The sequence below is a fragment of the Sphingomonas sp. SFZ2018-12 genome (genome assembly GCF_022496715.1).
Classification (GTDB): Bacteria; Pseudomonadota; Alphaproteobacteria; order Sphingomonadales; family Sphingomonadaceae; genus Sphingomonas.
Map to the genome: position 1 here is coordinate 86067 of NZ_WTFM01000003.1, position 24432 is coordinate 110498.

A 24432-nucleotide genomic window follows, 5' to 3' on the forward strand; every position below is an offset into this window, starting at 1 on the left:
TCGCGGGCCTGCGCGCGCGCATTGATGACGTCATGACGCCAATCGATCCGCGCCCGGCCGACCGCGCCGAACGCCGGGTGCGCTGGATCGGCATCGCCGCGGCGCTGCTGGTCATGCTCGCCGCGGTCGAGCCCGCGCTGGCTCAGTCGGTTCCCGCGCCCGCCGCGCCTGCGGCACCGGGCGTCGGCGACGCGATCGACCGCGCACTGGGCGACCTGGGCGGCGGCGACGCGCCGCTGTCGCTGTCGCTCCAGATCCTGATCATCATGGGGCTGCTGACGGTCCTGCCCAGCATCCTGCTGATGATGACCAGCTTCACCCGCATCCTGATCGTGCTGTCGGTGCTGCGCCAGGCGCTCGGTCTGCAACAGACGCCGCCCAACCAGGTACTGGTCGGGCTGTCGCTCTTCCTCAGCTTCTTCGTGATGGCACCGACCATCGACCAGGTGAACCGCACCGCGATCCAGCCCTATTCCGCCGGCACGATCGGCGCGACCCAGATGATCGAGAATGGCGGCCGCGCGCTCCACGGCTTCATGGTCAAGCAGACGCGCAAGAAGGACATCACGATGTTCGCCGAAATGGCGAAAAGCGGCCCCTATGCCTCGCCCGCCGACATCCCCTTTTCGGTCCTGCTGCCCGCCTTCGTGACCAGCGAGCTCAAGACCGCGTTCCAGATCGGTTTTCTCATCTTCCTGCCCTTCATCATCATCGACCTCGTCGTCGCCACCGTGCTCATGTCGCTCGGCATGATGATGCTGTCGCCGACCATCATCTCGCTGCCGTTCAAGCTCCTCCTGTTCGTCCTGGTCGACGGCTGGGCGCTGACCATGGGCAGCCTCGCCAACAGTTTCGTGAGTTAGCGCCGTGGATGCAGATTATTTCATGGATGTCGCGCGCGAGGCGATGTGGGTGCTGGCGCTGGCCGCCACCCCCATCCTGCTGCCTGCGCTGCTCGCCGGGCTCATCCTGGGCATGATCCAGGCGGCGACGTCGATCAACGAACAGACGCTGACCTTCGTGCCCAAGCTGATCGTGGTCGGCGTGTCGCTGATCGTGTTCGGCGGCGCGATCCTGACGCTGATCGGCGATTTCACCATCAGCATCTTCGAGCGCATTCCCGACCTGGTGCGCTAGCCGATGCTCGGCTTCGGCCTCTCGATCGAATCGCAGCTCTGGGCGATGCTGTTCGTGATGGTGCGGATCAGCGCCGCGTTCGTCGCGGCCCCGGTGTTCGGCGCGGTCGCGGTGCCGGTGCAGGTGCGGATCGTGCTGTCGGGCGCGATTGCGATCCTGACGCTCAACGTGGCTGCCATTCAGCCGCCGGCCGAAATCTTCGCGCTGACCACCTTCCTGTCGATCGCGGCGGAGGCACTGGTCGGCCTCGCGCTGGGCTTCATCCTCCAGATCGCGTTTGCCGCGCCGCTGATCGCCAGCGAGACGATCGGCGTGTCGATGGGCATCGGCTTTGCCGCCGCACTCGACCCGCAGCGCGGCGAACAGACGCCCGCGCTCGGCAATTTCCTGGGCATCCTGCTGACGCTGTTGTTCCTGGCCATTGACGGCCACCTGATCCTCACCCGGCTGGTGGTCGAAAGCTACACGCTCCTGCCCCCCGGTGGCGCATGGCTGGCGACCGCCCGGCTTCAGAACATCGCGATGTTCGGCGGCTACGCGTTTCTGGCCGGCCTGTTGCTGGCCCTGCCGGTCGGGTTCCTGCTGCTGTGCCTCAACGTGATCGTGGGCATGCTGTCGCGCTCGGCGCCTTCGCTCAACCTGTTCGCGGTCGGCCTGCCCGCCAGCCTGCTGGTCGGCGTCGTCGGCCTGTTCGTCGCGCTGCCGGCGATGAGCGACTACATGCTCGTCATCCTCGATGAGGCGCTGAAGGCCACGCGCACCCTGGTGGTCGGCTGATGGCGGAGCAGGCCGGCGAACGGACCGAAGCCCCAACCCCAAAGCGCCTCAAAAAGGCGCGGGACGACGGCGATGTCCTCAAATCCACCGACTTGTCGTCGGCAATGGTCATCCTGTTCGGCTGCTTCTGGATGCTCATGCTCGGCCCCGCGCTGCTCTCCGCCTGTCGCGAGGTCATGGCGGCCAGCTTCACCTTCGGCCGCGCCGATGTGGAGGATTTCGAACCCTGGCGGCCGCTCGCCAATGCCGGGTGGCAGCTCGCCCCGTCGCTCGGCGGGTTGCTCGCCTTGTCCTTCGCCAGCGCGATCGCGGCACAGGCGGTGCTGGGCTCGCTGCGGTTCAATTCGAAGCTGATCCAGCCCAAGGCGTCGCGGATCAATCCCGGCGCGGGCATCAAGCGCATCTTCGGTCCCCAGGGCTGGATCGAGCTGATGAAGTCGCTGCTCAAGGCCGTGCTGCTCGGCAGCATCGGCTATGCGATGCTATGGTCGTCGGCGGAACAGATGGCCGGCCTGGTCTCCTCCGACCTCATGGGCGCGGTCGGCGCGCTGGGCGAAACCTTCCTGCTGCTGATGTTCGTGATGGCGCTGGGCATGGTCGTCATCGCCGGCATCGACGTGCCGATCGCGATCGTGCGGCGCATCAATCGCCTGAAGATGTCGAAGCAGGAAATGAAGGACGAGCACAAGGAGAGCGAAGGCTCGCCCGAGAACAAGGCCGCAATCCGCAGCCGCCAGCGCGAGGTGATGAAGCGCGGGTTCAGGAAGGCGATGAAGGAAGCGCATGTCGTGCTGACCAACCCGACGCATTTCTCGGTCGCGCTGCGCTACGAGCGCGGCCGCGACCAGGTGCCGGTGGTGGTCGCCAAGGGGCGCGGCGCGACCGCGCTCGCCATCCGCGAACTGGCGGGCGAGATGACGGTGCCGGTGCTCGAATATCCGGCGCTTGCCCGCGCGGTCTATTATACCAGCAAGGAAGGCCAGGAGGTCCGCGACGACCTGTATCTGGCGATCGCCACCGTGCTGGCCTTCGTCTTCGGGCTCAACGTCGCGGCCGGCGGCACCCCGCCGCCGATCACCGTGCCGGCCAGCGCGCGCTTCGACGAAAATGGTCAGCCGACCGAGAAAAACAGCTAAAGATTCCGCGGGTTCGGCCGTTTTCACGAACAGGCCTGAACCCCGGGGGGAGCACTACGCGAGATGGAGTCGATTACCAGCACGCTAGGCGCCGGATCCGGCATCAACATCACCGAACTGGTCAACGGCCTGGTCGAGGCGCAATTCGCGATCAAGACCCAGCGGCTGGAGGCGCGCAGCGAGACGCTGACCGCCCAGATTTCCGCGGTCGGTTCGCTGAAAAGCGGCATCAACAACCTGGCTTCGGCGCTCGGCTCGGTGACGCGCAGCGGCACGCTCGCCACCCAGCCGACCAGCGGCAATCCAAATATCGTCCGCGCCAGCCCCGTCGTCGGCACCAAGATCGAGAATCTGAGCGCCAGCATCGAGGTGCGTCAGCTCGCGACCGCCCAGTCGAGCTATACCGCGCCGATCGCCGATCCCGCGGCTGCGGTCGGCACCGGCACGCTGACCCTCACGCTCGGCACCGCGACCGTATCGAACGGCGCGATGACCGGCTTCACCGCCGGCACCGGCACGCCGGTCGACATCGCCATCGACGCGAGCAATTCGTCGCTGACCGGCATCCGCGATGCGATCAACGCCGCGCGCGCCGGCGTCACCGCCTCGATCGTCGCCGACAGCGCGGGATCGCGTCTGATCCTGAAGGGCGCGACGGGCGAGGCGCAGGCGTTCACGCTGACCGCCACCGAGGATGCGGGCGCGCCGGGGCTCGCCGCGCTCAATGTCGGCGTCGGCGCGGCGGGCACCACGATCGGGGCAACCGCCGGCGATTCGATCGTCGCGGTCGACGGCGTTGCGCTGCGCCGGTCGGTCAACACCATCACCGATCTGCTTCCGGGCATTCGCCTCGACCTCGTCTCGGCGAGCGTCGGCACCCAGGTTTCGATCAACTCCGCCCCGCCGGTCGAAAGCCTGCGCCAGACGGTCAACGACGTCGTCGACGCGATCAACGAGCTTCAGGCGTCGATCCGCACCGAAACCGATCCGGTCACCGGCCCGCTGCGCGCCGATCCCGGAGCGCGCTCGCTGGTCCAGTCGCTGCGCGAGCTCACGCTGCGACGGCTGTTGCCGTCGACCGCCACCGGCCCGGCGACGCTGGCCGAAATCGGCGTCAGGACCAATCGCGACGGTTCGCTGAGCGTCGACGCCGCCCGGCTTTCGCGCGTGCTCACCGAAAATCCCGAAGCGGTGGAGGCGATGTTCGCCTCGATCGGCGGGCTGGGCAGCGAGATCAACCGGATCGCCGTCGCGGCCAGCAGCCGGGTGACCGGACTGGGCGCCAGCGAGCAGCGCTACACCCGCGAACAGACGCGACTGAGCGATGAACAGGCCGACGCGCTCGAGGAAGCGGAGGCGACCCGCGTGCGCATGACCCAGCAATTCGCCAGCATGGATGCGCGCGTCGCGGCCTATCGCCAGACCCAGACCTATCTGCAGCAACAGATTGACAGCTGGAACGCGGACCGGAATTGATCATGGCACGCTACGCGACGGTCCTCAGCAATCCCGAAGCCACATATCGCGCGGTCGACCTCGCGGGGCGCGTCGGCGGCTCGGACAGCCACGGGCTGGTCGGACTGCTGTACGAAGAGCTGATCCGCGCCCTGCGCACGGCGGCGTGGGCTGCGGAAAACCAGAAGCTGGCGCTGAAAAGCGAGCGCGTGACCCGCGCTGTCGCCATTCTGTTCGCACTCGAAAACGGGCTGGATTTTGAGCGCGGCGGCGGCGTCGCGGATACGCTCGCCACGCTCTATCGCGGCATGCGCGGCGACATCGTGTCGGCCAGCCTGGGCACCGATCCCGCCCCCTTCCGCCGCGCCGCCGACGACCTGGCCGAAATCTCCGGCGCCTGGGCGAGCCTGCGCGCGGCCTGAGCGGCTTCGCGCCACCGCGCGGCTCTGGCGGTCGGCGCGGCTTTCGGCTAGCGCCTTGCCGATGACCACGCCCCATATCGTCGCGATCGGCGGGACGCTTCGTTCGGATTCGAGCACCGCCCGCGCGCTTTCCGCTGCGCTCGACGTCGCCGCGCGCAGCGGCGCGCGCACCACGCTGCTCACCGCCGATGCCATCGATTTCCCCGCCTTCGATCCCGAAGCCGCGAGCGATAGCCCGGCGATCGTCCGGTTCGTCGCGACGATCCGCTCGGCGGACGGCATCCTCATCGGATCGCCCGGCTATCACGGCACGCTGTCGGGGCTGGTCAAGAACGCGCTCGACCACGTCGAGCTGACCCGCGACGATGCGCGCCCGTATTTCGACGGCCTGCCGGTCGGGATCGTCGCCACCGCGGCAGGCTGGCAAGCGGCGGTGTCGACGCTTCAGGCGCTGCGCACCGTCGTCCACGCGCTGCGCGGCTGGCCGACGCCGATGGGCATCGCGATCAACACGGTCGAATCGGGCCGCGACCTGACCGGCGCGATGCCGGGCATCGAGATCATGGTCGGGCAGATGCTCGACTTCGCGCAGCGGCGGCTGCCGGGCGGGTCCGCGCCATCGGCTTAACCAAATCGTGAAGGTCCGCCGCTAGGCTGCGAGCTTCCTATCGCGACGGATACGATAATGACTCAGCTGACGCGCATCAGCCCGGCCATGCGGGGCGCCCGCCCCACCGCCTCGGTGCTGGTCGTCGACGACAGCCGGACCGGCCTGAATGCGATGGGCGAACGGCTCAGCCAGGCCGGCTATGCCGTCGTGCTGTGCGATCGCGGCGCCGACGCGCTCGACCTGATCGCCGGCTGCCGCTTCGACCTGCTCCTGCTCGATGTCGTGATGCCCGAAATGTCGGGGCTTCAGGTGCTGGCCGAACTGCGCGCCTCGACCGAGACCGTCGACCTGCCCGTCATGATCGTGACGGCGTACACCGATCCGGCAATCGCGCGTCAGGCCATGGCGATCGGTGCCGATGATGTCGCCACGGTCCCGATCGATTTCGAGATGCTGACGACGCGGATGGAGCGGCTGCTGCATCGCGCCGCCCGTCTCAACGAGCTCAAACGGGCCAACGCCGCACTCGACGCGCGGATCGCCGACCGCGCGATCGAACTGGGCGAAGCCCGCGACCGTCTGGCCGCAGTGCGCGGCGACCGTGACCGGCTCGCCGCCTCGCTGGAGGCGCTCAACCGCCACGTCCAGACGCTTACTGCTCGAACCAGCGGCGACGAATGAAATAGCCGAAGGTGGCGAGCGCCACCAAAGTCGACGCCGCCACCACGCCCCAGAACGCCCAGGGTTCATGCGCATAGGGGATGCCGTCGACGTTCATGCCGAGCAGCCCGGTCAGAAAGGTCAGCGGCAGGAACACGATCGCCACCACCGAAATCGCCAGCGCGCGCTGATCGATCAGCTCGGCGCGCAGGTCGGTCAGCGTTTCGTGGAGCAGCGCCGCGCGTTCGCGAATCGCCTCCAGCTCCTCGGCCATGCGCGCGGCGCGATCGGCGGCGGCGTTGAGGTGCAGCCGGTCTTCCTCCTCCAGCCAGCTGAAGGGGAGCAGCGACAGCTTCTCGATCGCCACCCGCTGCGGGTTGAGGAAGCGGCGATAGCCGATCGCCTGCACCCGCGCGGAGCTGACCGCGCGGCGCAGCGCGAAGACCTTGCGCGCGTCCAGCATCTCCTCGCAATCGTCGAGGTCGTCGCCCAGTTCGGCGATCACGGGGTCCAGTTCCTCGGTGATCGCGACCGCGATCTCGGCGATCAGGTCGCCGGCATCGCGCACCTCCCCGGCGGCAACGCGCGCGCAGACCGGGCCGAGCGCATTGAGCGGCAGACGACAGACCGACAGGACGCGCGTGCCCTGCGCATGGATCCGGATCGACGCGAGCGGGTCGGACATCGTCATGTCGGTCGACGTCGACAGCCCGCGCAGGTTGACGAGCGCCGCCTCGCCCAGCGCGTCGCAGCGCGGCCGCGTCTCGGTGGCGGTCAGCGCATCCGCGGCGAGCTCGGACAGCTTCGCCACGTTGATCAGCCAGTCGCGCGCCGCCTGAGTCGTCTCGTGCAGGTGGATCCACACCAGCTTGCCGCTCGCCACGATCGCCGCATCGGGGGTTGCTTTGGTCACCTCGGCATCGCCGACAATATAGGCATAGCCCGCCATCAGCCGCGCTCCACGTCTATGGTCACACCCGGTCCCGGATCGGCCGGCGGCGCGGCGCACGCGATCCGCTCCGCATCCGCGCGGGCGCGGTCCAGAATGGCGGCGGCGACCCCCGGGCGGTGGGTGACGCGATCAGCGGCGGCCAGCCAGCGCGCCTCGCGCAGCGTCAGGTCGTCGGGATCGTCGCTGCGCAGCCGGATCGCGTGAAAGGCGGCGACCGGGGCATGGGGCTCGGCAAGCCACCGGTCGAATTGTGCCCGGCCGACCGGCGCGAGCGGATCGAGTGCCCCCCCGGCGCTCAGCGCGTCGGCGATCGCCCGGCGACGCTCGGCGGTGCTCGCGAACCGGTCACGCGCCGCGCCCAGCCACTGCGCCAGATCGCCCAGCCGCGCGGGCAGCAGCAGCTCGAGCCGCTGGCGCAGCGCCGCCGCCAGGCCGGCAGAGACACCGCCCGTCGACACTGCGACCAGCACCGGATCGCGGTCGACGATGGCCGGCAGCGTGAAATCGCACTGATCGGGGCGGTCGACCGCGTTGATCAGCACGCCGCGCGCGCGCAGCCGATCGATCGCCGCCCGCGCATCGCCGTCATCGGCGATCGCGATGATTGCCAGCCGCGCCGCGCCGCCGTCGTCCTCGCCCACGATCCGCGCACCGGCACGTTCGAGCAATCGGCGCTTGGCCTCGGCGGCCTCGCCCTCGCCCAGCAGGATGACGGGCCGTCCGGCCACCCGCATCAGGATGGGCAGGCCTGATCGCATCGGGTTCAGGCGTCCTGGAGCCAGTCGGGCACGCGTTCGGCCGCGATCATCCGTTCGGGCGGGATGCGGTCGGCCACGACGGCGTAGCGGTCGCCCGACACCAGCACCTCGGGCACCAGCGCGCGGCTGTTATAGGTCGACGCCATCGTCGCGCCATAGGCCCCGGCGGTGCGAAAGATCGCCAGGTCACCCGGCGCGACCCGGTCGATGTCGCGCCCCATGCCGAACGTATCGCCGCTTTCGCAGACCGGGCCGGCAATATTGGCGATCATCCGCTCACCGCTTGGCCGGACCGCGACGAAATCGTGATAGGCATCATACAGCGCCGGGCGCATCAGGTCGTTCATCGCCGCGTCGACGATGACATAGGGGTTGACCGCACCGGGCTTGACCCACAGCACCTCCGTCAGCAGCACCCCGGCATTGCCCGCGATCACCCGGCCGGGCTCGAACATCAGCGTCACGTCCCAGCCGCGCGTCACCCGCGCGACCATCGCCCCGAACTCGGCCGGCGTCGGCATGACGTCGCCGGGGCGATAGGGCACGCCCAGCCCGCCGCCCAGGTCGACATGGCTGATTGCATGACCGGCCCCGCGCAGATCGGCGACCAGCTGGCCCATGCGGACATAGGCGCTTTCCAGCGGCTCCAGCCGGCCGAGCTGACTGCCGATATGCGTGGCTACGCCGCGCAGGTTCAGGCCTGGCAGCGCCGACAGCCGCGCGAACACGCCCGGGGCCTGGTCGATATCGATGCCGAACTTGTTTTCCTTGCGCCCGGTGGAGATCTTGGCGTGGGTGCCGGCATCGACATCGGGATTGACGCGTATCGTCGCGGGCGCGCGCACGCCGCGCGCCGCGGCGATCTCTGCCAGCGCCACGCCCTCGGCCTCATGCTCGATATTGAACTGGCCGATCCCGGCATCCAGCGCGGCCTCCAGCTCGTCGCGGCGCTTGCCGACGCCGGAGAACACGATGTCGGCGGGCGCGATGCCCCCGGCGATCGCGCGCCACATCTCACCGACCGACACGACATCGGCGCCATAGCCTTCGCGCGCCAGCACCTTGAGCACGCCCAGATTGGGATTGGCCTTGACCGCGAACGCCAGGTGCGTGCGGTCGAGCCCCGCCAGCCCCGCGCGGAACACGCGGGCATGGCGCTCGAACGTCGCCTGCGAATAGACATAGACGGGCGTGCCGACTTCGGCGGCAATGCGCGGCAGCGGCACGTCCTCGACGTGGAGCACGCCGTCGCGATAGGTGAAATGGTCCATCGGGCTCCGGCGGGGCTAGCGGGTGGGCGGCAATTCGAACGGATCGGGCGCGCGCTCGACCGAATCGCGCAGCAATTCGTCGCTGCGCTGCGGGCGCTGTTGCGGCGTCGGCGCCAGCAGGTCGCGCGATTTCGGCGTCGCGGTCGCGCCATAGGGTGCAACCGGCAGGCTTTCGCCCTGTTGCGGGCGCAAGTCACGCCGGGCACCGCACCCGCTGAGCGCCAGCGCACACAGACCCAGCAGCATCGCCATCCGCATCATCGCGCCGTCTCCTGCTCGCGCGCCGCGCGCGCCGCCGCCACCGCCGCGCGTACCCGTTCGGGCGCGGTGCCGCCCGGGCTGGTGCGGCTGGCGACCGACGCGTCGACGCTGAGCACGTCATAGACCCGCGCGTCAATCCGCGGGTCAATCGCCTGCAAGGCATCGAGCGACAGCTCGTCGAGCCGCACGCCATCGGCTTCCGCACGCGCCACCGCACGCCCGGTAATGTGATGCGCCTCGCGGAACGGCACGCCGGCTTCGCGCACCAGCCAGTCGGCCAGATCGGTCGCGGTCGCATAGCCGCTCATCGCCAGCGCGCGCATCCGGTCGGTGCGGAAGGTGGCGCTCGCCACCATCCCGGTCATCGCCGCGATGCTGAGCGCGAGCAGGTCGTGCGCCTCGAATACCGGCGGCTTGTCGTCCTGCATGTCCTTTGAATAGGCGAGCGGCAGCCCCTTCATCGTCACCATCAGCGCGGTCAGCGCGCCGACGATGCGCCCGGCGTGCCCGCGTACCAGCTCGGCCGCGTCGGGGTTGCGCTTTTGCGGCATGATCGAGCTGCCCGTCGACCATTGGTCGGACAGCGCGACAAAGCCGAAGGGCTGGCTCGCCCAGATCACGAACTCCTCCGCCAGCCGGCTGAGGTGCAGCGAACATTGCGCCGCCGCCATCAGGTAATCGAGCGCGAAGTCGCGGTCCGATACCGAATCGAGCGAGTTTTCGGTCGGCGCGTCAAAGCCCAGCGCCTGCGCGGTCATCTCGCGATCGATCGGAAAGCCCGTGCCCGCCAGCGCCGCGCTGCCCAGCGGACAGCGGTTCATCCGCACGCGCGCATCGGCAAATCGGCTGCGGTCGCGCGCCAGCATGGCGTGATAGGCCATCAGGTGATGGCCCAGCGTCACCGGCTGCGCGGACTGCAGGTGGGTGAAGCCCGGCATCACGCTGTCGGCATGCTCGCCCGCGCGCGCGATCAGCGCGTCCTGCAGCGCGCCCAACCCCTGGTCGACCGCGTCGATCGCGTCGCGCACCCACAGCCGGAAATCGGTCGCGACCTGGTCGTTGCGACTGCGCGCGGTGTGCAGCCGCCCGGCGACCGGGCCGATCTTTTCCGCCAGCCGCGCCTCGGTCAGCATGTGGATGTCCTCTAGCGTCAGGTCGTCGGCGATGCCGTCGCGGGCATAATCCGCCGCCACCGCATCCAGCCCGGCCGCAATCGTCGCGGCGTCGCCCGCATCGATGATCCCGCGCGCGCCCAGCATCGCGACATGCGCCTTCGATCCCGCGATGTCCTGCCGCCACATTCGCTTGTCGAACGGGATGGAGGCATTTATCTCGCGCATCACGGCCGACGGGCCTTCGTCGAAACGCCCGCCCCACATCTGATTGGAGCCTGTCATGCGCCCAGTGATCGCGCCTCTCCTGTTGCTCGCGCTCGTGTCCGGCGGCTGCGATAGGCAATCGCCGGGCGCGGAGCAAGCAGCCGGGGACCCCGCCGGCAACATCACGCAAGCCGCCGCGCCCGCCGCGACCGGCAAGCTCGATCGCAGTCACAAGGGCGAGGCCGCGCCCGATTTCGCCTTCGCCACGCCCGACGGGCGCAAGGCGACGATCGCGGCATTCAGCGGCACGCCGGTGCTCGTCAATTTGTGGGCGACATGGTGCGCGCCGTGCATCGCCGAAATGCCGACGCTGGATGCGCTGGCGGTGCGCGAAGGCGACAGGCTTCGTGTGCTGACGATCAGCCAGGACCTGGACGGCGCGGCGAAGGTGACGCCGTTCTTCGCGGCGCGCGGGTTCAAGAAGCTGGAGCCGTGGCTGGAGCCCGACCTCCAGTTCAGCACCACTATGCAGGCCAATCTGCCGACGACGATCCTCTACGACGCGCAGGGCCGCGAAGTGTGGCGCGTGGCGGGCGGCATGGACTGGGCCGGCGCGGAAGCGGCCAGGCTGATCGCCGAAGCAAGCTGAGCACACTTGCAAGTCTAATCGTCACCCCGGCCCTGTGCCGGGGTCCACGGTGCCGCAAAGCGCCGTCGCTCGCCGGTTGGCGCCGAGCCAATGCGCGGGGCAAAGGGAGCGCGCCGATGATGAAGCCGTTCGGGTCGCGCGGTGGACCCCAGCACAAGGCCGGGGTGACGAGGCGGGATAGGCGCGCTTGCAGGTAGCATCGTCACCCCGGGCTTGACCCGGGGTCCCGCTGCCCTGAGCCACGGCGCAGAAAGGCGAGCACCGCACGACAATTCGCTTCTGTTGCGCTCTGTTTCCTACACCGCTTCCCCCGCCCGGTTGCGCCGGTTAAGGACGGTGCGATGTGGATGCTGCTTCAATTCCCGCTCTGCCCCTTTTCGCGCAAGGTGCGCCTGCTGCTCGGTGAAAAGGGCGTCGGCTATGATCCGGTGCGGGAATCCCCCTGGCTGCGCCGCGACGAGTTCCTCGACCTCAATCCCGCCGGCCAGACGCCGGTGATGGTCGACACCGAACGCCAGATCGTGCTGATCGATTCCGCCGCGATCTGCGAGTTTTTCGAGGAAACGATCGATCGCAACGCGCTGATCAACGGCACCGCGATCGACCGCGCCGAAATCCGCCGGCTGGTCGCATGGTTCGACACGCAGTTCTTTCGCGACATCACCGGGCCGCTGCTGGTCGAACGCATGGAAAAGCGCATCGTCCACCGCATGAGCCCCGACGCGCGCGTGCTGCGCGATGCGATGAAAGCGGCGGTCCAGCATCTCGACTATATCGACTATCTGCTCGATCACCGCACCTGGCTGGCCGGTTCGACGATGAGCCTCGCCGACCTGGCCGCCGCCGCGCACATCTCGGTCGCCGACTATCTGGGCGGCATCGACTGGAAGAGCCATGAACAGGCGAAACGCTGGTACATGGTGATGAAAAGCCGCCCCAGCTTCCGCCCGCTGCTGTCCGAACGGATGGAAGGGATCACCCCGCCGGCGGATTACGAGAAGCTGGATTTGTGAGGGGTGGGTTTAGGCTAGTCTGTCGAGCGGCTGACTGACCATTTAATTTGATCGTCACCCCGGCCTTGTGCCGGGGTCCACCGCGCCACACGTGCTGGCACCAGATCATCGCGTGATGACACGCCTTGCAACCCGGCCCCGGCCTCAATTGGCTTGCGGTGTGCTTCGCGGGGTGGTGGACCCCGGCACGAGGCCGGGGTGACGGAGTGGAGAGGCTTCGGCTCGTATTGAGCCCCCCCTCGACGACCCACCGCACATCCCGCTAGGGGCTAGGGGATGAACGAACACGCCAAGCCGCCCCTCACCCCGCCCGTCGCCCCGCAGCGTCCGCACCGCTTTGAACGCCACGGCATCGCCATCGATGATCCCTGGGCGTGGCTGAAGGACCCGAAATACCCGGACGTCACCGACCCGGACGTGCTCGGCTATCTCGAGGCGGAGAATGCCTATTTCGAGCAGGTGATGGCGCCCTTGAAGCCGCTCGCCGACACGCTGTTCACCGAGATGCGCGGGCGGATCAAGGAAGACGAGGCAACCGTGCCGCAAAAGGACGGCGACTGGCTGTACTGGACCGATTTCGAGGAGGGCGGCGAGTATCGCCGCTGGTGGCGCAAGCCGGTCGCGGGTGGCGAGGCGCAGTTGATCCTCGACGAACCCGCACTCGCGCAAGGCCTGGAATATTTCCGGCTGGGCGAGATTTCGGTCAGCCCGGATGGACGCCTGCTCGCCTATGCCACCGACACCAACGGGTCGGAGCGGTTCGAGGTCAAGGTCAAGGATCTGACCACCGGCGAATTGCTGCCCGACACCATCCCCGGCATGTTGTCCGACATCGTCTGGACGGCAGACTCGCGCGCGTTCCTCTATGGCGTCGCCAACGCGCAATGGCGCACCGACAACGCCCGGCTGCACCGCATCGGCACGCCCATCGAAGCGGATATCGAGCTCTATCGCGAGGCCGACGAAGGCTATCGCGTCGGCGTCGGCGAGACCCAGTCGCGCAAGTGGATCATCATCTCGACCGGCGACCATGTCACCAGCGAAGTGAGGCTGCTGCCCGCCGACAATGTGCTGGCCGAACCGATCCTGGTCGCGCCGCGCCTGCCCGGCCGCGAATATGATGTCGACGAACATGACGGCACCTTGTTCATCCACACCAACGACACCCACCCCAATTTCCGGCTGGTGACCGCCAGCATCGACGCACCGGCCGAGTGGGTCGAGCGGATCGCGCCGTCGGCCGGTTTCTACATGACCGGCGTCACCACCTTCGCCGACTTTTTCGTGGTCGAGGGCCGGCGCGACGGCATCGATACGATCGAGATCCACCGCTATGAGGGCGGCACGCCGACTCCGATCGAGTTTGCGGAGGCGAGCCATGTCGCCGGGCTGGGCGACAATCCCGAATATGCCATCGACCGCTTGCGCATCGGCTATGAATCGATGGTCACGCCGGGCACCGTCTATGACTATCACCTCGCCGACGGGCGGCTCGAGGTCCTCAAGGTCCAGGAAATCCCGAGCGGCTATGACGCCAGCCGTTATGCGACGGAGCGGCTCAAGATCGCCGCGCGCGACGGGACGCAGGTGCCGGTGTCGATCGTGTTCCCACGCGATTTCCCGCGCGACGGCACCGGCAGGCTCTATCTCTATGCCTATGGCGCCTATGGCTATGCCATCCCGCCGGGCTTTTCGACCTCACGGCTGAGCTTCCTCGATCGCGGGGTCGCCTTCGCCATCGCGCATATCCGCGGCGGCGACGATCTCGGCCAGCAATGGTATCTGGACGGCAAGCTGGAAAAGCGGGCCAACACCTTCAACGACTTCGTCGATGTCGCGAAGGGGCTGATCGACCTTGGCTATACGAGCGCGGGTCAGATCGCGATCGCGGGGCGGTCGGCGGGCGGCGAACTGATGGGCGCGGTGGTCAATTCCGACCCCGACCTGTGGGGCGTCGTCGTCGCCGACGTGCCGTTCGTCGACGTGCTCAACACCATGCTGGACGAGACACTGCCGCTGACGCCGGGCGAATGGCCCGAATGGGGCAATCCCATCGAGGACAAGGCCGCGTTCGAGCTGATCCGGGGTTACTCACCCTACGACAATGTCCGCGCACAGGCCTATCCGCCGATGTTCATTTCGGGCGGTCTCAACGACCCGCGCGTGACCTATTGGGAGCCTGCGAAATGGGCGGCCAAGCTGCGCGCGACCAAGACCGACGACCATGTCCTGGTGCTCAAGACCAACATGGGCGCGGGCCATGGCGGCAAGTCGGGCCGCTGGGAATCGCTCAAGGAAGCGGCCGAGGAAAACGCCTTCGTGCTGTGGCAGCTCGGACTGGCGAATTGACGGACAGCCGATAAGCGCGTCGCCCCGGCGCAGGCCGGGGCCGCTGGCTACAGGTGCGCGCATTCTGCCAACGGCCCCGGCCTGCGCCGGGGCGACGTCACGGGCCTCAGCGGCGGATGGCCGCCACGTCCTCCAGCACCGTCACCTCGCCGCGCCGCAGCTTGACGCCACGCTCGGCCATTTCCTTGCGGAAATCATAATCGGCGTCGGCGACCTCGCGCTCATATTCGGCATAGGCCTCGACCCGGTCGGATTCGCTGTCCGCATCCTCCAGATCCTTGCGCAGCTCGCGCTTCGCCTCGGAGATCGAGGTCTTGTAGTCGAGATAGTGCGAATTGGAGTCGTTGAAGATATGCGCATAGCGGTCGTGCCCGGCCATGGCAGGGACAGCGGCGAACGCGGCGGCGGCGGCGATGGCGCCCGTGATCGGCTTCAACATCGGTCTTTTCCTCCATTGATTGGACCTGAGCGGCCCAACGCCTGGAGGATCAGCCCCGTTGCATGAACCGCACATTACGCGCGCGACAGGCTGGGTTCAGCTGAAAGCGGGCAGGGAAAATCAGACTTCGGGCTGCGCGTCGGACGGCACCGGACGAAATTCGTAGATGTCGAAGCGCTGCGCATCGCCGGTCACCGCCATCGCGAGCCGCCAGCGGAAGGGACCGATCCGCTCGATCACGCCCGCCCGGTCGCGCGCGCGTTCGACTCCGTAACCGAGCTTGCCCTCGCCGGGTTCGTCCTGCTGCGCGCCAAGGAACACGATGCGCCGGGGTCCACCGGGAAACAGCCACCCCGCAGGCAGGTCGGTCCCCGTCTGCTTGAGGAAGGTCAGCTGATCGCCCTCCGCGCGGATGTAACAGAAGAACTCGGGATAGGCGCGCAGGCGACGGGCCGGGCGTTCGTCCATCTGCAGGCGCACCACCCGGCATTTGTACGAACCCGGCGTCGGCGCGGGATGGTCGAGCGCGGCCGCCGGATCGAGCAGCGCGCCTTCGGCCTCCGCCGACTTTCGCGTCGTGGGACCAAGCGTCGCGAGCGCCTGCTGCCAGCGTTGGTCAATCGAATCGAGCGTCTGGGCGTCGTCGCTCAGCGCGATCTCGCGCCATTTTTCTTCGGGGCCCGGAATTGGGACGGTCGGCGCGACCTGCACGGTCGCCGTCGGCTGCGACGTTGCGCACCCGCCCGACATTACCCCGCACAAAAGGGCGATCACGACAACACGCACGAGATACATGAAACGACGTCTCCACCGAGTGGCCAAGGGGCGTCAATCCGTAAAGAAACCATGAACCCGAAATCGTTAACAAAGCGTAAATTTTTTGCGGCGCGGCGGAAATGCGCGGGTTGTCCGCGTTGATTTTGGGATTGTTCGCCATGGCCCTGCTCCGCTACTAACCGTCCATGCAAATCCGCCTGTCCCGCGTCGCCCGTTGCGGCATCATCGCCATTTCCGCGCTGGGCCTCAGCGCCTGTGCGGGCCTGACCGGTCCCAAGCGCGGGGCCGACACCGCCTATGTCGCGCGCGACGTCGGCACGCTCTACACCGCCGCCAAGCAGCGGCTGGACAGCGGCCAGTACAAGGTCGCGGCCGCGCTGTTCGACGAGGTCGAGCGCCAGCACCCCTATTCCGTCTGGGCGCGCCGCGCGCAGCTGATGGGCGCGTTCAGCTATTATCTGGACCGCGACTATACCAAGGCGATCCAGGGTTCGCAGCGCTTCCTGGCGGTCCACCCCGGCAACCGCGACGCCCCTTACGCCTATTACCTGATCGCGCTCAGCTATTATGAGCAGATTTCGGACGTCTCGCGCGACCAGAAAATCACCGATCAGGCCCAGGGGGCGCTGGGCGAACTGACCCGCCGCTACCCCAACAGCCGCTATGCCGCCGATGCGCGGCTTAAGGTCGATCTGGTGCGCGACCATCTGGCGGGCAAGGAGATGGAGGTCGGCCGCTTCTATCAGCAGCGCGGCCAGTGGCTCGCGGCGTCGCTGCGCTTCCGCACCGTCATCGACCGATATCAGACGACGACGCACACGCCCGAGGCGCTGATGCGGTTGACCGAGAGCTATCTGGCGCTGGGCGTGCCGGACGAAGCACGCAAGTCGGCAGCGGTGCTCGGCGCCAACTATCCCGGCTCGAAATGGTATGAGCGCGCCTATGCGCTGATCCAGAAGCACGCGCCCGCGACCGCCGCGCCGGCAGCCCCCGCCACACCGGCGGCGAGCTGAGCCGCACCGGTCAGGAGGCCGGCAGATGCTGACCGCGCTGGCGATCCGCGACATAGTGCTGATCGAGGCGCTCGACCTCGAATTCGACGCCGGGCTGGGCGTGCTGACGGGGGAAACGGGCGCGGGCAAGTCGATCCTGCTCGACGCGCTGGGACTTGCGCTCGGCGCGCGCGGCGACACCGGCCTGGTGCGCGAAGGCGCGGCGCAGGCGGCGGTGACCGCGTGCTTTTCGCCCCCCGCGCCCAGCAACGCATTGTGGGCGCTGCTCAACGAAAACGGGCTGGAGGTCGAGGCCGGCGAGCCACTGATCATTCGCCGCATCGTCAAGGCCGACGGCGGCAGCCGCGCCTTCGTCAACGATCAGCCCGCATCTGCCGGACTGCTGCGCGAACTCGGCGCGCTGCTCGTCGAGATCCACGGCCAGCATGACGATCGCGGGCTGCTCAATCCACGCGGCCACCGCGCGCTGCTCGACGCGTTCGGCGCGCTCGACACCGCGCCGGTCGCGGCGGCATGGCGCGCGTGGCAGGAGGCCGAGGCACGGCTGGCGACCGCGCGCGACGACCAGGCCAGTGCCGAGCGCGACCGCGAATGGCTGGAACATGCCGTCGGCGAACTGCGCGCGCTCGCGCCCGAACCGGGCGAGGAAGCGACGCTGGCCGAACGGCGCGCCGCGATGCAGCGCGGCGAGCGGGTGGCGGGCGAGCTGCAGGCGATTGCCGGGCTGATCGACGGGGCGGACGGCGCGCTGTCGCGGCTGCGCCAGGCCGCGCGCATCCTCGAACGCGTCGCCGACGATCATGGCGCGCTCGCCGAAGCCCTGGCGGCGATCGACCGCGCGCTGATCGAGGCCGGGGCCGCACAGGACCAGGTCGACGTCGCTGGCGAGGCGCTCGCCTTCGATCCCGCCGCGCTCGAGGCCGACGAGGCGCGGTTGTTCGAGCTGCGCGGACTGGCGCGCAAGCACCGGGTTCAGCCCGACGATCTCGCCGCGCTGGCCGAAGAGATGGGCGCGCGGCTGGAGCGGATGACCGCGGGCAGCGCGGGGCTGGCGGCGCTCGAACGCGCTGCGGCGGCGGCGGCGGATACCTATGCCGACGCCGCCACCGCACTGTCGGCGGCGCGGCGCGATGCAGCGGCGCGGCTCGACGCGGCGGTCGCCGCCGAGCTCGCCCCGCTCAAGCTCGACGCCGCGCGCTTTCGTACCCATGTCGAGCCCCTGCCCTCCGAACAGGGCAGCGCCGCGGGCCGCGACCGGGTGGAGTTCGAGGTCTCGACCAACCCGGGCGCGGCCTTCGCCCCGCTCATCAAGATCGCGTCGGGCGGCGAATTGTCGCGCTTCATCCTGGCGATGAAGGTGGCGCTCGCCGAACAGGGCGCGCCGCGCACACTGATTTTCGACGAGATCGATCGTGGCGTCGGCGGCGCGGTGGCGAGCGCGATCGGCGACCGGCTGGCGCGGCTGGCGGAGCGCGCGCAGGTGCTGGTGGTGACGCACAGCCCGCAGGTCGCCGCACGCGGCGCCCGCCACCTGCTGATCGCCAAGCGCCACGACGGCATCGTCACGCGCACCGGCGTCCACGCCCTCGACGACGCGGAACGGCGCGAGGAAATCGCCCGGATGTTGTCGGGCGCGGAAATCACCGACGAAGCCCGCGCGCAGGCGACCCGCCTGCTCGCGGCATAGCGCCGACCGGCGGTCTCCATGTGTCCATTCAATCAGGGGCAGCCCAAAACGCTCGTCGCCCCGGACTTGATCCGGGGCCCCGCTGCCTGATCCGACGCGCGAAGAAGCGGGACCCCGGCGCAAGGCCGGGGTGACGACAGGTTTGGACTATTGTGCCGACTTCAGCTTTTGGCGAAGGTCCTTGGATGCGGGTGTGGAGGGCATTGAAATGCGGAACCTGAAATTGACGGTCGCGGCGATTGCCCTGGTGCTAACGAGTGCGGGCGCTGCGCACGCCGGGCCGAGCGAGGACCTGGTCGCCCTGCTGGACGACCATTGGCAATGGGCGCTGCGCGAAAGCCCGCGCCTCGCCTCGTCGGTCGGCGTGCGCGATTATGACACCGAACTGGGCGACGTGTCGCTCGCTGCCGAGGATCGCCGCGCCGCCGACGCACAGCGTTTCCTCGACCGGCTCGAAGCGATCCCCGACGCCGGCCTCGATGCGGCGGGGCGCGTCAACAAGGGCATTTTGCGCCGGCTGCTGCGCAACGACATCGAGGGCAACCGCTTCGGCCAGCGGATGATCCTGTTCACCAGCTACAGCTCGCCCTGGCAGGGGCTGGCCGGCCTGGGCGAAGACCTGTCGTTCCGCAGCAAGGCCGATTACGCCAATTACCTCACCCGGCTCGGCAAGTTTCCGGCGATGAATGCCGAACTGATCGCGATCACCGCGCGTGCGGTGAAGGAAGGCTATGTCCAGCCCTGCGTCACGCTGACCAATTTCGAACGGACGCTGACCGGGGTGATCACCGCCGATGCCACCCAGTCGCGCTTCTATGCGCCGTTCAAGAATCCCCGCCCGGCCGACGCCAGCGACACCGAATGGGCGGCGTTGCAGCAGCGCGCCCGCGACGTCATCACCGGCACGCTCAACCCCGAATATCGCAAGGCCGCCGACTTCTACACCCGCGCCTACCAGCCCGCCTGTGCGCGTTCGGTCGGCGTATCGGCGCAGCCCAACGGCCGCGACTTCTATGCCTTTCGCGTGCGCCAGATGACGACGACCGATCTGACGCCCGATCAGATCCACGACATCGGCCTGAAGGAAGTCGCGCGCATCCGCGCGGAGATGGAAGCCACCGCCAAGGAAGCCGGCTTCGCCAGCCGCGAGGCGTTCATCGCCGAACTGCGCACCAACCCCAAATATTACGGGACGACGCCGGAGGAGCTGCTGGCGGCGAGCTCGCGCCAGGCCAAGATCATCGACGGGCTGATGCCGCAATATTTCGGCCGGCTGCCGCGCCTGCCCTATGGCGTCAAGCCGATCCCGGCCGAAACCGCGGAGGGAACGACCACCGCCTATTACGGGCCGGGAAGTCCCGAGAACGGGCTGGCGGGCTTCTACTTCGTCAATACGTCCAAGCTCGACCAGCGGCCGTTGTGGGAGCTGCCCGCGCTGACGCTGCATGAGGCCGTGCCGGGGCACCATCACCAGATCGCGCTGCAACAGGAACTCGACCTGCCGCCGCTGCGCAAATATCTCGCCTTCTTCACCGCCTTCACCGAAGGCTGGGGGCTCTATGCCGAGCGGCTGGGCATCGAGATGAAGCTCTATGACACGCCGGAAAAGAATATGGGCCGGCTGAGCTACGAGATGTGGCGCGCGTGCCGGCTGGTCGTCGACACCGGCATCCATGCCAAGGGCTGGACCAAGGAACAGGCGGTCGCCTTCATGACCGACAACACCGCGCTGTCGGCCGCCAATATCGATGCCGAGGTCAATCGCTACATCAGCTGGCCGGGCCAGGCGCTGGGCTACAAACTGGGCGAGCTCAAGATCCGCGACCTGCGTGCGAAGGCAGAGGCCGCGCTCGGCCCGCGGTTCGACCTGCGCGCCTTTCACGACGCGGTCGTCGGCCAGGGTTCGGTTCCGCTCGACGTGCTGGAACGCCAGATCGACGACTGGATCGCCACGCAGCGAAGCTGAACGAACCCGCCCGACCTGCGACAAGGTGTGACAGTTTTCCGCGTTCGGCGGAACACGCGTGCGACAATTGCGTCCGATATCCTGTCTCAACCGGTCACCCGGCCGGTTCAGTTCAGGAGTTGGAACATGAAGAAGATTGCGATGATGATTGCGGCGCTGGGCGTCGCCGCCAGTGCCGTCCCCGCCACCGCGAGCGCGCAGTCGGGCTGGATGTCGATCAACCAGCGTCAGGCCAATCTCGACCGGCGGATCGACCAGGGCGTGCGCTCGGGCGCGTTGAACCGGGCCGAAGCAAGCCGCCTGCGCGCCCAGTTTCGCGATCTGACGGTGCTGGAACGCCAGTATCGCCGCTCCGGCAATGGCCTGAACCGGGTCGAGCGCCGCGATCTCGACCAGCGTTTCGACCGGCTGTCGCAGCGCATCCGCATCCAGAAGAACGACCGCCAGGGTCGCTACTGAACCTGACCCCAGATGAAGGCGCGGGCCGTCGCAGCGATGCGGCGGCCCGTTTGCATCGGCGGCTTCAGATCAGCGGCCGGCCGCTGTCGCGCCATTCGTCGCGCACCTGCGATTCGGGCAGGCGATCGGCCGGCGCCGCGCCCACGGGCGCGTCGGCCGGCGATACCGGCACCGCACGCGGCATCGCCAGCGCGGCGACCGGCGCGTCGAGCCCCGCGCGCACCGCTGCGCTGCCCCGCACATCGGGCTCGCCGCCGGCATGGCGGCTGGTGAACGCCGCGGGCGTGCCCCAATAGCCCTTCCACCGGTGAAAGAAGTGCGCGCCGAATACGCCGGTCATCACCAGTCCCCGGTTCCACGCCGGCGTGACCGCATAGGTGTGGTAATGCGTCGCCAGCCCGACCGGGGCGAAGACCGCGCCGTTGAGCGCCGCCGCCGCAACCCGCTGCGCGCGCGCCCAGGCGGCGGGCACCGGTCGCCGCGCCAGCGCCCCGTCGCAGGTAAAGCTGAACTGGCACACCCGGTTCTGCGACCCCTGATACACCACGCCGCACACCGTCGCGGGAAAGGCGGGATGGCGCACGCGGTTCAACACCACCTGCGCCACTGCGCGCTGGCCATCGTCGGGCTCGCTTGCGGCCTCGTAATAGATGGCGGCGGTCAGGCACTCGAGCGCGCGGGCCTGGTCGGTCGTCGATCCGCCGAGCACGAATGGCGACGCGGCGCGCACCGTCGCGTCGGTCGGCGCGCGAGCGTCGCCTTCGGGGGCCACGCCCGCGGGCAGCGCCGGCAGCTCGGTCGTCCCGGTCGTGCCGGGCGTCACGATCGCGCGCCCCACCAGCGCCGGCTGGGCCGCCGGGGCCGCCATGGCTGCGGGCGTCGCGCGCGCGACCTGGTCGAACGATGCGATCGCCGCGTGCGCGGTGAATATGCTCGCCGGAACGACGAACAGCGTCGCGAGCACGATCTGGGAAGTGGAGGGACGCCGACGCCGCATCGCGGCCGGTTAGCGCATCACGCCCGCGCGCGCTTCCCCGATTTTCGCCCTGTCCCGCGGCGGAACAGATGCGGCCGGCGGTAACCTTGTCGGGCGCGCAGGGTCGTCGTCAGTGCTTGTCGCGATTGCGATTGGCATAGAGCAGCGCCGCCGCCAGCGCGGCGGAACCGATGCCGATCCCGATGCCGATCGTAGTCAGCGGCCAGTTGAGGCGATCCGCGGGCTCGGGGGTCGTCGCGTTCGCCGCCTGCTTGCTGCGCTTGGCGTTCCTGGCTGCCGCCACGATCTCGTTGCTCTCTTCGTCTTCGGCCATCACCCTCTCCACTTGCACTCAGCCCGCGGCGCGCGCGCTGGCCTGACCATATCGCGCGCGAAACGCGCTGGCGAAACCGGATAATTGCTGCGCGGCGATTGCATCGCGCAGGTCCTGCATCAGCGTCTGATAGAACCACAGATTATGCTCGGTCATCAGCATCGCGCCCAGTATCTCGCCCGACCGCACCAGATGATGCAGATAGGCGCGCGTCCACGTCGCGCATACAGGGCAAGCGCATTCGGGGGCGATCGGTTCCTGATCCTCCGCAAAACGCGCATTCTTGATGTTGATCGGCCCGTCGCGGGTGAACGCCTGGCCGGTGCGCCCCGACCGCGTCGGCAGCACGCAATCGAACATGTCGATGCCGCGTTCGACCGCGCCGACGATGTCGTCTGGCTTGCCGACCCCCATCAGATAGCGGGGCTTTGCGGGGTCGAGCTGGCCCGGCGCATAATCGAGCACGCCGAACATCGCGTCCTGTCCCTCGCCCACCGCCAGCCCGCCGACCGCATAGCCGTCAAAGCCGATGTCGAGCAGCGCATCGGCCGATTCGCGACGCAGTGCCTCGTCGAGCGCGCCCTGCTGGATGCCGAAAAGCGCCGCGCCCTCGGCATGGGCACCGCCCGCGTCGAACCCGGTGCGCGACCGCTTCGCCCAGCGCATCGACCGCGCCATCGCCGCCGCCTGTTCCTCGCGCGTCGCGGTGGTCGGCACCAGTTCGTCGAACGCCATCACGATGTCGGAGCCCAGCAGGCGCTGAATCTCCATCGACCGTTCCGGCGTGAGCAGATGGCGCGACCCGTCGAGATGGCTCTTGAACGCCACGCCCTCTTCGTTGCGGGTCGTGAGGTCGGACAGGCTCATCACCTGATAGCCGCCGCTGTCTGTCAGGATCGGCCGGTCCCAGCCCATGAAGCGGTGCAGCCCGCCCAGCCGCGCGACCCGCTCCGCGCCGGGGCGCAGCATCAGGTGATAGGTATTGCCCAGGATGATGTCCGCCCCCGCCGCGCGCACATCGGCGGGCTTCACCGCCTTGACCGTTGCCGCGGTGCCGACCGGCATGAAGGCGGGCGTGCGGATCTCCCCCCGGCGCATGGTGATGCGCCCGGTGCGCGCCTTGCCGTCGGTGGCATGAATGGAAAAATCGAACCGCGTCATGTGGCGTGCGCTCATGCCGCGCTTCGCAGCCGCTGTCGATGGGCTGGCGGCGATATGGTCCGCCTGCCACCGCGAACACGACCGCCCTCGCCCGCCAACTTTATACCCTCGTCACCCCGGCCTCGTGCCGGGGTCCACCGTGAAACAGGCGCAATTCCCCGCCCAGGCGTACGACACGCGCTCACTGGCGCGTACCACCTCAATGGCCCGGCAAGCCCGAAGCGGCACCGTGGACCCCGGCACGAGGCCGGGGTGACGGTGAAGGGTAATTAGAAGCCAGACCCCGGGGTGATCAAGGTCCGGCACCTCGATCGTCCGGCTGCCCCCCTATCTCCGCCGGCGACGCCGCTCGCCCGGATCGAACAGCGGCCCCGCGGCGCTGCGGATCGTCAGCAGTTCCTTGCGCGTCACGCGCTGGTCCTTGTCGGCATCGATGCGGGCATAGATTTCGCGCATCCGCCCCTGCAGCTCGGCCAGGGTGATGCGGTTGTCCTGATCGCGATCGACCTCGAACGGGCCGGGCAACGCGGTGCGATCGCCCAGCCACCGCTCCGCCCAGTCGGCGAACTGGATATAGCCGATGTCGCCCGCCCCGCGCGCACTGGCGGTGAAGGTTGCGCCCACGCCCGTGTCGAGCTCGTCGGGCGTGACCACGGCGTCCCCGTCCTGGTCAAAGGTCGCGATCAGCATGCCGACCGGCTCGACCACGACCGTCGCCATTGCCGGGCGATCGCCAAGGGCACGCGGATCGGCGATCGCCGGCACGTCGGGCACTCGCCGCTGCTGCGCCTCGACGCCCGCGAGCGGCACCAGCGCGACGACGGCAATCCACATCTGGCGCAGCATAATCC

26 protein-coding genes are annotated in these 24432 nt (G+C 68.7%); 15 read left to right on the forward strand and 11 right to left on the reverse strand.

The window, feature by feature from the left end; genetic code table 11:
* The first annotated feature begins 113 nt into the window (after positions 1-113).
* The 8 genes from fliP to GO308_RS13865 all read left to right on the forward strand — a co-directional run bounded on the left by fliP (position 114) and on the right by GO308_RS13865 (position 6218).
* On the forward strand, positions 114-863 hold the full coding sequence (gene fliP, locus GO308_RS13830) for a flagellar type III secretion system pore protein FliP (protein WP_231727454.1): 750 nt from the start codon (positions 114-116) through the stop codon (positions 861-863).
* 4 nt (positions 864-867) lie between these two features.
* Positions 868-1137, forward strand: a complete 270-nt coding sequence (fliQ, locus tag GO308_RS13835) for a flagellar biosynthesis protein FliQ (protein ID WP_082730913.1) — start codon at positions 868-870, stop codon at positions 1135-1137.
* 3 nt (positions 1138-1140) lie between these two features.
* Positions 1141-1914, forward strand: coding sequence for a flagellar biosynthetic protein FliR (gene fliR / locus GO308_RS13840; protein WP_066477641.1), 774 nt, complete (start codon positions 1141-1143; stop codon positions 1912-1914).
* The gene (locus GO308_RS13845) at positions 1914-3050 is read left to right on the forward strand and encodes a flagellar type III secretion system protein FlhB (RefSeq protein WP_066477643.1); all 1137 of its coding nucleotides are present in this window, start codon (positions 1914-1916) and stop codon (positions 3048-3050) included. Before fliR ends, GO308_RS13845 begins: the two co-directional genes overlap by 1 nt.
* A 63-nt stretch (positions 3051-3113) precedes the next feature.
* Positions 3114-4526, forward strand: coding sequence for a flagellar filament capping protein FliD (gene fliD / locus GO308_RS13850; protein ID WP_066477644.1), 1413 nt, complete (start codon positions 3114-3116; stop codon positions 4524-4526).
* Between the two features lie 2 nt (positions 4527-4528).
* Entirely contained in the window at positions 4529-4927 is a 399-nt protein-coding gene (locus GO308_RS13855; RefSeq protein ID WP_066477646.1) for a flagellar protein FliS, read from the forward strand.
* Positions 4928-4988: 61 nt separating this feature from the next.
* Positions 4989-5555, forward strand: coding sequence for an NADPH-dependent FMN reductase (locus GO308_RS13860; RefSeq protein WP_082730851.1), 567 nt, complete (start codon positions 4989-4991; stop codon positions 5553-5555).
* 57 nt (positions 5556-5612) lie between these two features.
* On the forward strand, positions 5613-6218 hold the full coding sequence (locus GO308_RS13865; RefSeq protein WP_231725972.1) for a response regulator: 606 nt from the start codon (positions 5613-5615) through the stop codon (positions 6216-6218).
* Here GO308_RS13865 and GO308_RS13870 read toward each other — a convergent pair.
* The 5 genes from GO308_RS13870 to argH are packed head-to-tail and all read right to left on the reverse strand — an operon-like array spanning position 6190 to position 10818.
* Positions 6190-7146: a CorA family divalent cation transporter gene (locus GO308_RS13870; RefSeq protein ID WP_066548278.1), complete on the reverse strand. Its 957-nt coding sequence runs from the start codon at positions 7144-7146 to the stop codon at positions 6190-6192. The genes GO308_RS13865 and GO308_RS13870 overlap by 29 nt on opposite strands.
* Entirely contained in the window at positions 7146-7907 is a 762-nt protein-coding gene (locus GO308_RS13875; protein ID WP_240885871.1) for an NAD(P)-dependent oxidoreductase, read from the reverse strand. The genes GO308_RS13870 and GO308_RS13875 overlap by 1 nt, the downstream gene beginning before the upstream one ends.
* Before the next feature lie 5 nt (positions 7908-7912).
* Complete coding sequence (lysA, locus tag GO308_RS13880) at positions 7913-9178, reverse strand: diaminopimelate decarboxylase (protein ID WP_240885872.1); 1266 nt, start codon at positions 9176-9178, stop codon at positions 7913-7915.
* A 15-nt stretch (positions 9179-9193) separates the two neighbouring features.
* Complete coding sequence (locus GO308_RS13885; protein WP_066477651.1) at positions 9194-9439, reverse strand: hypothetical protein; 246 nt, start codon at positions 9437-9439, stop codon at positions 9194-9196.
* A complete protein-coding gene (gene argH, locus GO308_RS13890; RefSeq protein ID WP_240885947.1) occupies positions 9436-10818 on the reverse strand; it encodes an argininosuccinate lyase in 1383 nt (460 codons plus the stop codon). The genes GO308_RS13885 and argH overlap by 4 nt, the downstream gene beginning before the upstream one ends.
* A 16-nt stretch (positions 10819-10834) precedes the next feature.
* On the opposite strand from argH, the gene GO308_RS13895 reads away from it, so the two are divergent.
* The 3 genes from GO308_RS13895 to GO308_RS13905 all read left to right on the forward strand — a co-directional run bounded on the left by GO308_RS13895 (position 10835) and on the right by GO308_RS13905 (position 14769).
* Positions 10835-11407 (forward strand): TlpA family protein disulfide reductase, encoded by a 573-nt coding sequence (locus tag GO308_RS13895; RefSeq protein ID WP_240885873.1) that lies wholly within the window; start codon positions 10835-10837, stop codon positions 11405-11407.
* 341 nt (positions 11408-11748) lie between these two features.
* On the forward strand, positions 11749-12420 hold the full coding sequence (locus GO308_RS13900; protein WP_066477655.1) for a glutathione S-transferase family protein: 672 nt from the start codon (positions 11749-11751) through the stop codon (positions 12418-12420).
* Between the two features lie 276 nt (positions 12421-12696).
* Positions 12697-14769 (forward strand): S9 family peptidase, encoded by a 2073-nt coding sequence (locus tag GO308_RS13905; protein ID WP_240885874.1) that lies wholly within the window; start codon positions 12697-12699, stop codon positions 14767-14769.
* Between the two features lie 106 nt (positions 14770-14875).
* Here the strand turns inward: GO308_RS13905 and GO308_RS13910 are convergent, their stop codons facing one another.
* Together GO308_RS13910 and GO308_RS13915 are read right to left on the reverse strand one after the other, a co-directional pair.
* On the reverse strand, positions 14876-15208 hold the full coding sequence (locus tag GO308_RS13910) for a hypothetical protein (RefSeq protein ID WP_066477658.1): 333 nt from the start codon (positions 15206-15208) through the stop codon (positions 14876-14878).
* A gap of 120 nt (positions 15209-15328) precedes the next feature.
* Positions 15329-16003 (reverse strand): DUF4893 domain-containing protein, encoded by a 675-nt coding sequence (locus tag GO308_RS13915; protein WP_066477668.1) that lies wholly within the window; start codon positions 16001-16003, stop codon positions 15329-15331.
* Positions 16004-16170: 167 nt separating this feature from the next.
* Between GO308_RS13915 and GO308_RS13920 the strand changes: the two genes are divergently transcribed.
* The 4 genes from GO308_RS13920 to GO308_RS13935 all read left to right on the forward strand — a co-directional run bounded on the left by GO308_RS13920 (position 16171) and on the right by GO308_RS13935 (position 21110).
* Positions 16171-16998, forward strand: a complete 828-nt coding sequence (locus GO308_RS13920) for an outer membrane protein assembly factor BamD (RefSeq protein ID WP_066477670.1) — start codon at positions 16171-16173, stop codon at positions 16996-16998.
* Positions 16999-17023: 25 nt separating this feature from the next.
* Positions 17024-18685: a DNA repair protein RecN gene (gene recN, locus GO308_RS13925; protein ID WP_240885875.1), complete on the forward strand. Its 1662-nt coding sequence runs from the start codon at positions 17024-17026 to the stop codon at positions 18683-18685.
* Between the two features lie 208 nt (positions 18686-18893).
* The gene (locus GO308_RS13930; protein ID WP_240885876.1) at positions 18894-20651 is read left to right on the forward strand and encodes a DUF885 domain-containing protein; all 1758 of its coding nucleotides are present in this window, start codon (positions 18894-18896) and stop codon (positions 20649-20651) included.
* A 126-nt stretch (positions 20652-20777) separates the two neighbouring features.
* Complete coding sequence (locus tag GO308_RS13935) at positions 20778-21110, forward strand: hypothetical protein (RefSeq protein ID WP_066546473.1); 333 nt, start codon at positions 20778-20780, stop codon at positions 21108-21110.
* A 64-nt stretch (positions 21111-21174) separates the two neighbouring features.
* Here the strand turns inward: GO308_RS13935 and GO308_RS13940 are convergent, their stop codons facing one another.
* The 4 genes from GO308_RS13940 to GO308_RS13955 all read right to left on the reverse strand — a co-directional run bounded on the left by GO308_RS13940 (position 21175) and on the right by GO308_RS13955 (position 24427).
* Positions 21175-22107 carry a cell wall hydrolase gene (locus tag GO308_RS13940; RefSeq protein ID WP_240885877.1) on the reverse strand — a complete coding sequence of 311 codons (933 nt, stop codon included), beginning with the start codon at positions 22105-22107 and terminating at the stop codon, positions 21175-21177.
* Positions 22108-22216: 109 nt separating this feature from the next.
* The gene (locus tag GO308_RS13945) at positions 22217-22420 is read right to left on the reverse strand and encodes a hypothetical protein (protein ID WP_066477984.1); all 204 of its coding nucleotides are present in this window, start codon (positions 22418-22420) and stop codon (positions 22217-22219) included.
* An 18-nt stretch (positions 22421-22438) separates the two neighbouring features.
* Positions 22439-23581 carry a tRNA guanosine(34) transglycosylase Tgt gene (gene tgt, locus GO308_RS13950; RefSeq protein ID WP_240885948.1) on the reverse strand — a complete coding sequence of 381 codons (1143 nt, stop codon included), beginning with the start codon at positions 23579-23581 and terminating at the stop codon, positions 22439-22441.
* Between the two features lie 327 nt (positions 23582-23908).
* Entirely contained in the window at positions 23909-24427 is a 519-nt protein-coding gene (locus GO308_RS13955; protein ID WP_240885878.1) for an EF-hand domain-containing protein, read from the reverse strand.
* Positions 24428-24432 lie beyond the last annotated feature (5 nt).

What these genes read in the sequence shown, in the direction of transcription:
- tgt (WP_240885948.1), bottom strand. Translation starts at nt 23,581, where the DNA reads ATGACGCGGTTCGATTTTTCCATTCATGCCACCGACGGCAAGGCGCGC.
- GO308_RS13945 (WP_066477984.1), bottom strand. Translation starts at nt 22,420, where the DNA reads ATGGCCGAAGACGAAGAGAGCAACGAGATCGTGGCGGCAGCCAGGAAC.
- GO308_RS13885 (WP_066477651.1), bottom strand. Translation starts at nt 9,439, where the DNA reads ATGATGCGGATGGCGATGCTGCTGGGTCTGTGTGCGCTGGCGCTCAGC.
- GO308_RS13860 (WP_082730851.1), top strand. Translation starts at nt 4,989, where the DNA reads ATGACCACGCCCCATATCGTCGCGATCGGCGGGACGCTTCGTTCGGAT.
- GO308_RS13865 (WP_231725972.1), top strand. Translation starts at nt 5,613, where the DNA reads ATGACTCAGCTGACGCGCATCAGCCCGGCCATGCGGGGCGCCCGCCCC.
- fliP (WP_231727454.1), top strand. Translation starts at nt 114, where the DNA reads ATGCTCGCCGCGGTCGAGCCCGCGCTGGCTCAGTCGGTTCCCGCGCCC.
- GO308_RS13845 (WP_066477643.1), top strand. Translation starts at nt 1,914, where the DNA reads ATGGCGGAGCAGGCCGGCGAACGGACCGAAGCCCCAACCCCAAAGCGC.
- GO308_RS13900 (WP_066477655.1), top strand. Translation starts at nt 11,749, where the DNA reads ATGTGGATGCTGCTTCAATTCCCGCTCTGCCCCTTTTCGCGCAAGGTG.
- argH (WP_240885947.1), bottom strand. Translation starts at nt 10,818, where the DNA reads ATGTGGGGCGGGCGTTTCGACGAAGGCCCGTCGGCCGTGATGCGCGAG.
- GO308_RS13875 (WP_240885871.1), bottom strand. Translation starts at nt 7,907, where the DNA reads ATGCGATCAGGCCTGCCCATCCTGATGCGGGTGGCCGGACGGCCCGTC.
- fliD (WP_066477644.1), top strand. Translation starts at nt 3,114, where the DNA reads ATGGAGTCGATTACCAGCACGCTAGGCGCCGGATCCGGCATCAACATC.
- GO308_RS13895 (WP_240885873.1), top strand. Translation starts at nt 10,835, where the DNA reads ATGCGCCCAGTGATCGCGCCTCTCCTGTTGCTCGCGCTCGTGTCCGGC.
- GO308_RS13930 (WP_240885876.1), top strand. Translation starts at nt 18,894, where the DNA reads ATGCGGAACCTGAAATTGACGGTCGCGGCGATTGCCCTGGTGCTAACG.
- GO308_RS13940 (WP_240885877.1), bottom strand. Translation starts at nt 22,107, where the DNA reads ATGCGGCGTCGGCGTCCCTCCACTTCCCAGATCGTGCTCGCGACGCTG.
- GO308_RS13870 (WP_066548278.1), bottom strand. Translation starts at nt 7,146, where the DNA reads ATGGCGGGCTATGCCTATATTGTCGGCGATGCCGAGGTGACCAAAGCA.
- fliR (WP_066477641.1), top strand. Translation starts at nt 1,141, where the DNA reads ATGCTCGGCTTCGGCCTCTCGATCGAATCGCAGCTCTGGGCGATGCTG.
- GO308_RS13910 (WP_066477658.1), bottom strand. Translation starts at nt 15,208, where the DNA reads ATGTTGAAGCCGATCACGGGCGCCATCGCCGCCGCCGCCGCGTTCGCC.
- GO308_RS13935 (WP_066546473.1), top strand. Translation starts at nt 20,778, where the DNA reads ATGAAGAAGATTGCGATGATGATTGCGGCGCTGGGCGTCGCCGCCAGT.
- recN (WP_240885875.1), top strand. Translation starts at nt 17,024, where the DNA reads ATGCTGACCGCGCTGGCGATCCGCGACATAGTGCTGATCGAGGCGCTC.
- GO308_RS13915 (WP_066477668.1), bottom strand. Translation starts at nt 16,003, where the DNA reads ATGTATCTCGTGCGTGTTGTCGTGATCGCCCTTTTGTGCGGGGTAATG.
- GO308_RS13920 (WP_066477670.1), top strand. Translation starts at nt 16,171, where the DNA reads ATGCAAATCCGCCTGTCCCGCGTCGCCCGTTGCGGCATCATCGCCATT.
- lysA (WP_240885872.1), bottom strand. Translation starts at nt 9,178, where the DNA reads ATGGACCATTTCACCTATCGCGACGGCGTGCTCCACGTCGAGGACGTG.
- GO308_RS13855 (WP_066477646.1), top strand. Translation starts at nt 4,529, where the DNA reads ATGGCACGCTACGCGACGGTCCTCAGCAATCCCGAAGCCACATATCGC.
- GO308_RS13905 (WP_240885874.1), top strand. Translation starts at nt 12,697, where the DNA reads ATGAACGAACACGCCAAGCCGCCCCTCACCCCGCCCGTCGCCCCGCAG.
- GO308_RS13955 (WP_240885878.1), bottom strand. Translation starts at nt 24,427, where the DNA reads ATGCTGCGCCAGATGTGGATTGCCGTCGTCGCGCTGGTGCCGCTCGCG.